This window comes from Veillonella rodentium (assembly GCF_900187285.1).
Taxonomy (GTDB): Bacteria; Bacillota; Negativicutes; order Veillonellales; family Veillonellaceae; genus Veillonella; species Veillonella rodentium.
The window spans coordinates 60,163-73,691 of record NZ_LT906470.1; the positions used below are offsets into that span (position 1 = coordinate 60,163).

A 13,529-nucleotide genomic window follows, 5' to 3' on the forward strand; every position below is an offset into this window, starting at 1 on the left:
TGTCGTTCATATATTTTGTCGCCTGTGTATACGTGATTTTTATCACACATATACATATGAGAGATAGAAAAAATTCTATCCTGATTATTAAAAATATTAAATAAAATACAAAAATGAATAACAGATGAAAAAATCATTTACAAGATAGAAAAGTTTTGATATTGTATATCCATGGGTGAGTATAAAATGAAAAGATAATTAAAAGCATAGTATCGGGTTGATTCCGATAACTGTCGTTTTGTGTTAGAAGAGTAGACTATTGTATATAACTACTGCTTCTTATTTTTTTTACTGTTGCCGTGGACGGCGATATATGGTAATACAGGTTTTACCGATGTTTCGGTGAGGAAGGAACAAGATGAATCGAATTTATAATGTCATTTGGAGTAAAGCTAAAAAATGTTACGTTGTAGTCTCTGAACTGGTAAAGAGCGGTGGAGGCAAGACCAGATCCGTACACACCGGTACGTCATGGGCGCGCATGAGCGTAATCATGGCCGTAGCGGCACTGTTGGCGGGGATTAATATCGGAACGGCACATGCGGTGTTGATTATTGACGGTGTATCTAACGGTTATGCTGTAGGTAAAAATCCATATAGTTCTAACAGTTACTTATTCAATTATAAAAATCCGGGGAATAAGGCCGCTTTGGATGGAAGCGGTTCTGAATCCGGATATTATACAACCACCAGTTTTTCAGGGGTGGCTCTCGGTGAAGGCACTGATATTCGGGAATCAGGTACTTCGAATTCCTATTCCGGCGTGGCTGTCGGCAGCTATGCAAAGGCTACGGGCGGGTTGTCTCTTGCTTTCGGTAATTATGCGCAAGCCACAAACGCGTCATCCATGTCGATTGGCACCGCGACATTGTCGTCAGGATTCAATTCCCTGGCTATGATGCGTCAGTCGGCGGCGACGAAAGATTTCTCGACAGCCATCGGTACGGCCGCATGGGCTGACGGTGTGGGCAGTTTCGCCATGGGGTATTCCGCAACGGCAAAAGGAGAGCAATCTATCGCCATCGGTGCGGCGGAAACGAAAAAACTGGCGGGCCAGGGGAATATACCGAGTGCGGAATATAATAGTGACGGCAATACCGTAACGGAAGGCGCGCGTTCTCTTGCATTCGGTACCTCTGCTCGGACTGCATCCGGTGCCGATGATTCCATGGCGTTCGGCTCCAAGGCGAATACAAGCGGTGCCAACGCCGTGGCTATGGGCTATAATGCACAGGCCAAAGCTACGGACTCTTTCGCTATCGGTAATACCGCTGTATCCACCGGCACAGGCGCTACCGCTATGGGGAAATCCGCACAGGCTACGGGCACCAGCAGTTTCGCCATGGGCAGCAGTTCAAGTGCGGCGGGTACTGACTCCATCGCTATGGGCAGTTCCTCTTTGGCGAAAATGGCCAATTCCATCGCATTAGGCGGTAATGCGAAGTCTCAAGGTGCGGACGCATTGGCTATCGGCGGGGCCGCTAATGCCGGTAATACAGGGGCTATCGCGTTAGGTAAAGGCGCACAGGCTGTAAGCGCCAACAGTACCGCTATCGGTTCGGGGGCGACCGTTACGGGGGCCAATGCTATGGCCATCGGTACAAACGCGAAGGCGTCCACTCCCAATTCCTTGGCATTAGGCTCCGGCACGGAGATAACCAAGACGTTAACGGACGGATATTCCGCATTTACCAATGAAATTAATCATAACTATGTGATGGGTGTCGTGGCTGTGGGTAATGACGGTGTCGGCCGTCGTATCACCAACGTGGCGGGCGGTGAGGATGATACCGACGCGGCGAATATAAAACAGTTGAAGTATGTAAACAGTAATCTGGCGCAATCCATCGCCGGTTCCTCCTATACGGGTTATGAAGCGAACGGGTCCACCTATAAGGCGCCCGATTTCAATATTAAGAACAGTACGTATCATACGGTGAAAGATGCGGTGGAAGCGGCACAGACGAACTTCTTCAGTGCGAAAGGCGATTCCTCCGATGCCAATTATGATAATACAGGGGCGACCGGTACCAATGCGACGGCGGCCGGCGTGCGCACATCCGCGGCGGGCAATTACGGTACCGCTGTCGGCGCCGATGCGAGCGCGGCTAATGCAAACAGCACCGCGATAGGTTATAAAGCTAAAAGCAGTGTAAATGACGGTGTCGCATTAGGTTCCGATTCCGTCGCTTCCGTTGCGGCGGGCAAGACCGGTTATAATGTGGGAACGGCGAACAGCCGTACCAATACATACAGCGGATTGACAGGCGCCGCACTGACATCCGCACTGGGCGCAGTATCAGTCGGTGACGGAGGCACGAAGACCCGTCAGATTACAAACGTGGCGGCGGGTACGGCCGATACGGATGCTGTCAATGTGGCACAATTGCGCAACGTCAATCTGAAAGTGGCGGGCAATACGAATGCCAACGGCGGCAGAAATGACGTCTTGCTGGACAATCAGACATTGACGGTGAAAGGCGACGGTACATACATTACGACGACCGCCAATAATCAGACGATCGATGTGGCGTTGACGGATGCGACCAAAAAGAAAATCGACAATGCGGCGGATAAGGATCTGTCCAATATTACGGATACAGCTAAGAAGAACATTACAGCTTTAGGTACTGTTGTGCAGGCGGGTAACAATGTGACTGTCGGCGCACCTGTCGCGGATCCCGTGACAGGGCAGAAAACATATACCGTTAACGGTATGGATACAAAAGTATCTTTGGGTACGAGCGGGTTAATGACGCTTTCAGGAGGAACACCTGACGCAAGCGGCGTACGCAATTACATTGTGGACGTGGATCCCGCGAAGGTGGCGAAAACTGACTTAAGTAATATTACGGACGGCGGCAGGACCGTTATCCGTGAAGAGGCGAAAAACTCCGTCAAGGTGATTGCCGGCAAAAATACCGTGATTACGGAAGGCGTTGACGGTACTTATAAGACATATAAGGTTGACGTGGATGCTCCGGATTACCAGCTGGTGGAAAACAGCGGTGCCGCGGATAAAGCGTATACCGTATCCGGTAATAAGGTCGATTTGACCGTACAGGACGCCAAGAATCCTGCCGACAAGAAAACAGTGACGATTAAGGACATCGCGTCCAAAACCGAACTGGATAAGGTGCAGGATCGTTCCGTTAAATACGACGGGGCTGCCGGTAAAGATACGGTAACCTTGGAGGGTGTTGGCGGCACAAAAATCACCAACCTGAAAGACGGTCTGATAGCGTCCGGTTCCAAAGAGGCTGTGAACGGCGGTCAGTTGCATGACGTTAAAAATGAATTGAACACTGCCATTACTAACACCAAGAATGAAGTCATCGGCAAAGGTCTGCGTTTCGATGCGGATAACAACAGCGAAAAAACGAATAAGTTAGGTTCCAAGGTAGCTGTTAACGGCGACAGCAATATCACGACGGAAATCACACAGTCCGGTGACGATACCAAAATCGGTATTAAACTGAATCAGGATCTTAATGTTAAAAGCGTAACCGCTGTCGATACGGTGAAAGCCGGCGGTGTGACCGTGGGCAAACAGGCTGACGGAACGAATCCGACTGTCGGTAATTATGTAACCGGCCTGGACAATAAGAACTGGGATGCGTCCAATATCGTATCCGGCCGTGCCGCAACGGAAGATCAGCTGCAAAAAGCGTTGAATAAACAGAGTGCGGATGCGACGGATTATCGCTTGATCAGGAATCAGGCGACCGGCTCCAACGGTGATTATACCGTGGACGGCAACGGCGATGTGGCGTTGACCGTACAGGATAAGAATCATACGGATAAGACGGAAACCGTTACGATCAAGGATGTGGCGTCCAAATCCGCAATGGATAAAGGGCTGAACTTCGCCGGTGATACCGGTACCGCAAGCAACCGTAAATTAGGTGAAACCGTAACTGTTAAGGGCGGTGCTACAGGTACCCTGTCCGACGGCAACATCGGTGTCGTATCCGACGGTAACGGTACATTGAACGTGAAACTGGCGAAAACACTGACCGGTCTGGACAGTGTAACTGCAGGCGGTACTACCATAAACAGTAGCGGCTTGACCGTGGGCGGTAAGACTTATGTGTCGTCGAACGGTATTGATGCGAATAGTCAGAAAATTACCAATGTCGCGGACGGCAACGTGACGGCCGGATCCAAAGAGGCGGTGAACGGCGGCCAGCTGCATCAGGTAAAACAGGATCTGGGCGACCAGATTACCAATACGGCGAATACCATAAATAATAGGATCGATACGACAAAACAGGATCTTATCGACAAGGGATTACAATTTGATGCCGATAATAACGATGCTAAAACCAACAAACTGGGTTCCAGGATAACGGTAACCGGTGACGGTACTAATATCAGTACTGCCGTTACACAGAGCGGTGACGATACGACAATCAAGGTCGCATTGGGGCAGGATATCAACGTCAATACGGTAACGGCGATTAAGACTGTGAAAGCGGGAACCGCTGTTATGGGCAATCAATCCGTAACGGATAACAAGGCTGCTACGCAGGCCGGTAACTTCGTAACCGGTCTGGATAATAAGAGCTGGACCATATCCGATCCCGTTTATGTATCGGGACGCGCCGCAACGGAAGATCAGTTGAAAACCGTCAGTGATGCAGTGAAAGCGGCTAATGCGAGCGCAACGGATTATCGTCTGATCGGTGATCCGAATAATGCCGTTGACGGTTCGTATAAGGTTGACAATAACCGGGTCGATTTGAAGGTGAAGGATGATAAAACCGGTACGGTCAATACCGTTACCATTAAGGATATCGCATCCAAAACCGAATTGGATAAGGTGCAGGATCGTTCCGTAAAATACGACGGTACTGCCGGTAAAGATACGGTGACCTTGGAAGGTGTCAACGGTACGAAGATAACCAACCTGCAGGACGGCAATGTGGCGTCCGGTTCCAAGGATGCGGTGAACGGCGGTCAGTTGCATGATGCAAAAAATGAATTGAACACCAATATTAATAATGCCAAGACCGAGCTTACCAATACAGGTCTTCGTTTTGATGCCGATAATAACAGTGAAAAAACGAACAAATTGGGTTCCAAGGTGACTGTGAACGGCGATAACAATATTACGACGAACATCACGCAAACCGGCGATGATACCAAGATCGGTGTTACATTAAATAAAGATTTGAATGTGACCACCCTTACGGCTGCAGATACGGTGAAAGCCGGTACCGTCACCATGGGTAAACAAACTGACGGTGCCAACCCTGCGAATACGGGGAACTATGTAACAGGCCTTGCTAATAAGGACTGGAGCGTCACCAATCCGACCGCTGTCAGCGGTCGCGCCGCAACGGAAGACCAGTTGAAGACAGTTACCGAAGCTGTTAAGACGCAAGGCGCCAATGCGACAGATTTCCGTTTAGTGAAAAATGCGGCCGCTGCAGACGGGGCCTATACGGTCGATTCCAACGGTGACGTGGCGTTGACTGTACAGGACAAGAACCATACGGATAAGACGGAAACCGTGACCATTAAAGATGTGGCATCTAAAGCTAATGTTGATAAATTAAATGATCGTGCTGTCAAGTATGATGCGGACAACAGCGGTAACGTTGATAAGACGAAAGTAACCTATGAAGGTCCTGCGTATGCCAATAAAACAGGCGGTACTCATGTGACGAATGTGGCGTATGCGACCGATAATGACGGCAGCGAAGCGGTTAACGTGGATTACTTGAAAGATAGAATCAAGGACAGTGAAACTACGGTAACCGATAAAGGTTTGAAATTCGACGCCAATAACGGCGGTGAAAAAACGAATAAACTGGGCTCCAAGGTAACCGTTAAAGGGGATAATGCCAACATCATCACGGAAATCGCTCAGGACGGTAACGGCGACAGCACCATTGATGTGAAACTCGGTAAAGATCTCAAAACCGAAACGATTACCGCCACCGGCGCAAACGGTAAAGACGGCAAAATCGGCATCAACGGTAAAGACGGCGTCACCACCAATATTTCCGTCACCCGTGACGGTCAGCCGGGCGTGGACGGTGCGGCAGGCATAACGACGACACGTATCGTGTATCAGAAACCTGACGGCACGAACGAGGAAGTGGCGACCTTGAATGACGGTCTCAAGTTTAAAGGCGACATGGGCGCTACGTCCAATGTTAAACTCAACAAACAGGTGGATATCACCGGCGGTGTGACGAGTGCGTCCGATTTGGCGACCGGTAACAATATCGGCGTCACATCCGCGGCGGTCGATGCCGACGGCAATGCGAAATTGCAGTTGCAATTAGCTAAGAACTTAACAGGTTTGCAATCCGTAACGGCATCCGACACCGTGAAAGCGGGTACCGCTGCTATGGGCAACCAATCCGTAACGGACAACAAGTCCGCTACGCAAGCCGGTAACTTTGTGACCGGTCTGGATAATAAGACCTGGACTATGTCCGATCCCGCCTATGTATCGGGTCGTGCAGCCACCGAAGATCAACTTAAAACTGTTAGTGATGCAGTGAAAGCTGCCAATGCAAGCGCTACGGATTATCGTCTGGTGGAAAACGCTAATGCCGCCGACAAGGCGTATACGGCGGATGCATCCGGCAATATCAAGTTGACCGTGGAAGATAAGAATCATGCCGGTCAGACAGAGACTGTCACAATCAAGGATGTGGCGTCCAAATCCGCAATGGATAAAGGTCTGAACTTTGACGGGGATTCCGGTGCGACTATTAATAAAAAATTAGGCGATACGGTTGCTGTTAAAGGCGGCGCCGATACAACTCAATTGGCCGATAACAACATCGGTGTCGTATCCGACGGCAACGGCACATTGAACGTGAAACTGGCGAAAACATTGACCGGTTTGGACAGTGTAACCGCAGGCGGTACTACCATCGATAGTAACGGCTTGACCGTGGGCGGTAAGACGTATGTGTCGTCGAACGGCATTAATGCCAATGATCAGAAAATTATAAATGTTGCTGACGGCAATGTGGCGACCGGCTCCAAAGAGGCGGTGAACGGCGGTCAGTTGCATCAGGTAAAACAGGACTTGGGCGATCAGATTACCGATACGACGAATACTATAAATAATAAGATTGACGCGACAAAACAGGATTTGATCAATACCGGGCTGAAATTCGACGCCAATGTAGGCGGCGAACAAACCAATAAACTCGGATCCAAGGTTACGGTCAAAGGGGAAGGCAATGCGGCCGACACCGATTACAGCGGCGAAAATATTAAAACTTTCATCACCCAGGATGCGAGCGGTAATACGACGATTGACGTGAAAATGAATAAGAATGTCGTGGCCGACACGATTAAGGTCAATAAGAACGGCAAAGACGGTAAGGACGGCGTATCCATTACAGGTCCTGCGGGCGTTGCCGGTCAGGACGGCAATAACGGTAAAGTGGGCATTACCGGTGCCGACGGTAAAGACGCCGTATCCATGTCCGGCAAGGACGGCGTAGGTCATATCGGCTTGACGGGTCCTGCCGGTACGAACGGTGTGAACGGTACAAACGGTATCGACATATCCGTGAAGAACGGCTACGATGACGCCGGTAAAGGCGTAAAAGGTGAAAAAGGCGTGGACGGTGTTGACGGCATCACCCGTATCGTATATCAGGATAAAACCGGCGAACACCAGGTGGCGACCATGGAAGACGGTTTGCAATTCACAGGTAATAATACAGGTACCGTGAATAAGCAGAAATTGAATTCTCTGGTAAAAATACAAGGTGAAGGCGTGACGGAAACGGCGTCCGGTACGTTCACGAGCGCATCCGGCAATATCAATGTGAAGGCGAACGGTACCGACACGTTGGAACTTCAACTGGCGAAAGATCTTAAGAATCTTGATTCCGTAACGGCGACCAAGACGGTGAAAGCAGGTACCGTTACCATGGGCGATCAGACGGTGACGAATACTAAAGGAACCGCTGAAACGGGTAATTATGTAACCGGCCTTGATAATACGGACTGGGCGGCGGATAAAATTGTATCCGGCCGTGCCGCAACGGAGGATCAGTTGAAAAAAGCCTTGGATAAACAGAGTGCGGATGCGACGGATTATCGCTTGATCAGGAATCAGGCGACCGGCTCCAACGGTGATTATACCGTGGACGGCAACGGCGATGTGGCGTTGACCGTACAGGATAAGAACCATACGGATAAGACGGAAACCGTTACAATCAAGGATGTGGCGTCAAAATCCGCTGTAGATAAACTGACGGATCGCGCTGTCAAGTACGCTTTGGACGGCAGCGGCAGTCCGGATAAGACAAAGGTGGCCTATGAGGGCCCTGTGTATACCAATAAAACGGGAGGCACTCATGTGACGAATGTGGCGTATGCGGCAGGTACCGACGGCAGTGAAGCGGTTAACGTGGACTATTTGAATGATAAAATCAAAGCCAATGCCGATACATTGACCGATACGGGGCTGAAATTCGATGCCAATACGGGCGGAGAAAAAACAAATAAATTAGGCTCCAAAGTTACGGTCAAAGGGGAAGGCGCTGCGGCCGACACCGATTACAGCGGTGAAAACATCAAGACTTTCATCACCCAGGATGCGAGCGGTAATACGACGATTGACGTGAAAATGAATAAGAATGTCGTGGCTGACACGATTAAGGTCAATAAGAACGGCAAAGACGGTAAGGACGGCGTATCCATTACAGGTCCTGCGGGCGTTGCCGGTCAGGACGGTAACAACGGTAAAGTTGGTATTACCGGTGCCGACGGTAAAGACGCCGTATCCATGTCCGGCAAGGACGGCGTAGGTCATATCGGCTTGACGGGTCCTGCCGGTACGAACGGTGTGAACGGTACAAACGGTATCGACATATCCGTGAAGAACGGTTACGATGACGCCGGTAAAGGCGTAAAAGGTGAGAAAGGCGTGGACGGTGCTGACGGCATCACCCGTATCGTATATCAGGATAAAACCGGTGAACACCAGGTGGCGACCATGGATGACGGCATGTTGTACGGCGGTGACGGCGGAACTGTAATCAAGAAAAAGCTCAACAATCAGGTGAACATAAAAGGCGGTATATCCGATGAGAGCAAACTTTCCACTGATGCTAATATCGGTGTCATGTCCGACGGTACCGATACATTGATGCTTCGTCTGGCGAAAGACCTGAAGGGCTTAAATTCCGCAACTTTTAATAACGGTACGAACGGTACAACTGTTGTGAACGGCGGCGGTATGAGCATCAACGATGCAGCAGGGAATCCGTTGACATCCGTTACGAAGGACGGCGTGACGATTACGAACGGTCCGTCCATGACGACGGGCGGTATCGACGCGGCGAACAAGCAGATTATCAATGTAGCGGACGGTAAGGTTGAAACAGGCAGTAAGGATGCCGTAAACGGCGGTCAATTAGCGGATCAAATTGAATCCGTCACTAAATCCATCACAGAGAAAGGATTCGGCCTTACCGCGGAAGACGGTCAAACCGTGAAAAAATCGCTTGGCGAAACGGTGACGGTTAAAGGCGACGGCACGAATATCAAAACGTCCGTGGATAACGGAATCGTCAAGGTGGAATTGGAGAAAGATATCAATGTGGATACCGTGACAGCCAACAAGGTGACGACAGGTAATACGACGATGGATACGAACGGTGTTACCGTTAAGGACGGCGCCAATGAAGCGGCCAAGCTGACTAAAGACGGATTGCAGATTAATGACGGCGGCAACAAAGCCGTGACTGTCAACAAAGACGGTTTGACTATTGAAAACGGACCTAAAGTGACGAAGGACGGTATCGATGCGGCCGATAAGAAAATTACGAATGTGGCCGAAGGTACCGTAGGTGCCGGCAGCAAGGATGCCGTAAACGGCGGTCAGCTGCATACCGCGATTGAGGACATCAAGTCCGCAGGTTTCGGTCTTACCGCGGAGGACGGTCAGTCCGTGAAAAAACCGCTCGGCAGTACAATTGACTTAAAAGGTGACGGCAATATCAAGACTTCCGTAGACGGCGATGCCGTTAAGATCTCTCTGAACGACAAGCTTACCATCGGACAGGATCCTGCAAAACAGGTTAAGGTGGACGGGGCCACAGGCAGCGTCACAGCCGGTGACGGTACGAAACAGGTTAAGATGGACGGCGCCGCAGGTACGATTACGGCCGGCAGCGGTGTCAACCGGGTTAAGGTTGACGGTAACGACGGTTCCGTAACGGCGAATACGGTGAAAGCCGGTGATGTGGTTGCGGGCAGACAGTCTTCCGGCGGTCAGACCGGCAACTTTGTGACCGGTTTGGATAACAAAACGTGGAACCCTGACAATCCTGCGGCTGTTACAGGTCGTGCGGCTACGGAAGACCAGTTGAAAGCCGTTAATGACGACTTTAACAATAAGGCGAAAACCGGTCGCGTATTCCAGGGCGATCAGTCCGGCGATGACGGCAAGGTCGTTCGCGGATTGGGCGACACCGTGAATCTTACAGGCGGTGCCGACGTGAACCGTTTGACGGATAACAATATCGGCGTTGTGAAGAATTCCGCCGGGGACGGTTATAACATCAAGCTGGCCAAAGATATCAATATGGGTGACGGTTCCACCTCTTACACAAAAGCGGTGGCGGGTACGAATACAACTGTTCCGTACACTGTGCAGACGAAGGTGGACGGACAGGGCGTGACAATTACACCGTCCGTTAACGGACGCCCTGTCTCCAATCATACCGTAAGTCTCACGGAGAACGGTTTGAATAACGGAAACAACACGATTACCAATGTGGCGCCGGGCGTGAACGGCACCGATGCGGTCAATGTGAATCAGTTGAGCAGCGTTATGCGTAACATGGACGGCAAGGTCGCCGATGTGGGTGCCGCCAGTGCAGCCATTTCGGGGCTTAAACCGTTGCAATACGATCCGTTGGAACCGACTCAGGTATTGGCTGCCGTGGGTCACTATAAAGGCAGCACTGCCGCCGCTGTAGGTTTGGCACATTATACTAATGAATCCACCATGTTCCATATGGGTGTATCCATCGGCGGTCATGATAATATGGTCAATGCCGGTGTATCCTATAAATTCGGTACATCCGATGCGAAGAAAGCGGTTCCTGAACGTTACAAGGGCGGTCCTATCAGCTCCATGTACGTTATGCAGGATGAAATGACGGCTTTGAAAGCTGAAAATGAACGTATGAAAAAACATGACGAAGAGTTAACCGCCAAGTATGATCAGGTACAACGGGATAATGAAGAAATGAAAGCGCAAATTGCATTATTAATGCAGAAGGCAGGAATAAAAAAATAAATTTTAAAATTAATTAATTTGATTAAATGAAAGATTTAGTATACTCTTATCATGTAAGGAATATGAAAGCCGCCCGTGCGGGCGGCTGATTATAAGGAGGCTGTATGAAATTAAAAAAAATTATGCCTGTATTGGCGCTTGCCTGCGTATGTGTCGCAGGACAGGCCGATGCGGCGCGCGATGTATTGATGATGCCGGAACAGCCGGCTGAACCGTTAAACGTCATCGAAGCGGAAGTATCCGTGCCGGCGCCTGACGAGGAGGTGCGCGATGTGGTGAACGCTTTCACACAATTTCAGTCGGATCAGACCGGTAAGCGTATTATGGATGATACGCGTATTATGAGCGGGCAGGAACGGTACCGTAATAACGTGCTGTATTATATGAACGTCCGTCGCAGCTGGTACATCGTGAGTCATCGTTACAAGAACGACAGCTATGCGCGCATGGCGCTCGACCGTCTGTATAATGATTACAGACAGTTTTTCACGGAACACGGGACGGTATCCGTTGACGGTAAATCGGATTATGCGCAGCAGATCATCGACATTCTGGAGCGCAATACGGCCAATGTACACAATGATGAATTGCGGGCCTATATGAATGAAATGGTTATCTTCAGTTTGAACGAAGCCATGAAGGACGGCAATAATCGCGTGAAACCTGTGGACGAAAAAGGCGCTCCTTTAATGGAGGACGCACATGTGGTTGACCTTCGCACTGCAATCAACGCACCGACAGTTCAATAGATAGTTCGATTGCGACATAGACAATTGAATATTACGTAACGGATAAGAAGTGTTGTTGTGTTGTAATCTTATTATGTTAAGACCGAAAATCGGGTTATTATGTAAAAAAAATTGGGGTGTTGTTTGTATTGACAATACCCCTGATTTTTTATGCATATAGTTTTGCAATCAATGTGATTCGCTGACCTTGAATCACCTTATATGTAATTTTTTTTACGATGGCCGTGAAGTTGTGACGCAGAAATTTTAACTGATCGTTAGGTTGAACGTCCGTGTCGTATGTGAACACGCCTTCATCACCGTTATAAAGGCCTTTGATTGTGAAAGTTTGATTATCTCGCGTAACTACGATATCTTCTTCCGTCATCGCATCCGGTGTTTCTGGATTAGATTGTAAGATATTGAGTTCTGACATAGAATCTTCCTCCTTTCTGTTTTCAGTATAACAGGGAAAGTTAAAAAACACATGGAGATTCTGTATAAATAGTTTTTATACACATATGTCTTATTCCTATTAAGTGTATAAAGCTGTCGGTGCGCCTTCTGTATACCTTGGATATAAAAAAGAAAAGAAACACCTGTGATCTGACTTTCACAAGTATTTCTTTTCTTATATAATAGGATGTTACCTGCATAGACATGTGTAATGTGCTATAGTTAATTGGCTTAAGTAGGTATGTAGTAATTGTGTATGTACATTGAGTCGATGGCGGAATGCCGTGTACGATATCCGTTTATGGCGAGATATCATTCTATTATAGAATTCATCATAAAACAGGATGAGGAAGAGAAAATAAATTTTGTATTTGTTGTGAAATGGTATTACCTATTGCGAAGTTTTTACTATATCGAGGTCATTAATAGTTTAGGTTTGCCGTTTTATGAAAATAAAATGAAAAAAACCTTTGCAGTTCTCGTAATTTGTGGTATTTTAGATATATGCTTTTAGATAAATCGATATAATTTCAGTGATTATCGATTAGTACTGTGATTTTTCTGTAAGTGGATATAGTTAGTTTATAGGAGTAAGATTAATGAACCGAGTATTTTAAGTAATTTGGAATCGCACAAAGGGCTGTTATGTCGTTGTGGCGGAAACAGCGAAGAACATGACGAAACGCTCTTCTTTGTCGGTTGTATTTTCTAAAATGGTAGGCGCTACTGCGGTTGCCGTTATGTTGACGGGCGTTATGATGCCTACGGATGCCTTGGGGGCAGCTCTTTCTGCATTAAAACCAATTCAGTATGATCCGTTAGAACCTACACAAATTATGGCTGGTGTTGGTGCATACCGCAGCTCTACTGCCGTTGCATTAGGCTTAGCACATTATAAGAATGAATCTATGCTATTACACGCCGGTGTTTCTTATGCAGGTGGTGGTGATAATCATTTAATGGCTAACGCAGGTGTGACTTGGAAATTTGGCAATCGTAGTGCAGAAGCCTCTGTACCAGATATGTATAGACGAGGTCCTATGGAGAGC

At 48.6% G+C, this 13,529-nt stretch carries 3 protein-coding genes and 1 pseudogene; 3 read left to right on the forward strand and 1 reads right to left on the reverse strand.

Annotated features, from left to right (window positions below; genetic code table 11):
• The first annotated feature begins 358 nt into the window (after positions 1 to 358).
• Both CKV62_RS00230 and CKV62_RS00235 read left to right on the forward strand, forming a co-directional pair.
• Positions 359 to 11,296 carry an ESPR-type extended signal peptide-containing protein gene (locus CKV62_RS00230; RefSeq protein ID WP_095064688.1) on the forward strand — a complete coding sequence of 3,646 codons (10,938 nt, stop codon included), beginning with the start codon at positions 359 to 361 and terminating at the stop codon, positions 11,294 to 11,296.
• A gap of 104 nt (positions 11,297 to 11,400) precedes the next feature.
• Complete coding sequence (locus tag CKV62_RS00235) at positions 11,401 to 12,045, forward strand: hypothetical protein (RefSeq protein ID WP_095064690.1); 645 nt, start codon at positions 11,401 to 11,403, stop codon at positions 12,043 to 12,045.
• A 148-nt stretch (positions 12,046 to 12,193) separates the two neighbouring features.
• Here CKV62_RS00235 and CKV62_RS00240 read toward each other — a convergent pair whose 3' ends face one another.
• On the reverse strand, positions 12,194 to 12,460 hold the full coding sequence (locus tag CKV62_RS00240; protein WP_095064692.1) for a hypothetical protein: 267 nt from the start codon (positions 12,458 to 12,460) through the stop codon (positions 12,194 to 12,196).
• Positions 12,461 to 13,100: 640 nt separating this feature from the next.
• Here CKV62_RS00240 and CKV62_RS00250 point away from each other — a divergent pair.
• Positions 13,101 to 13,529, forward strand: a pseudogene (locus CKV62_RS00250) (YadA-like family protein); the annotation flags it as partial.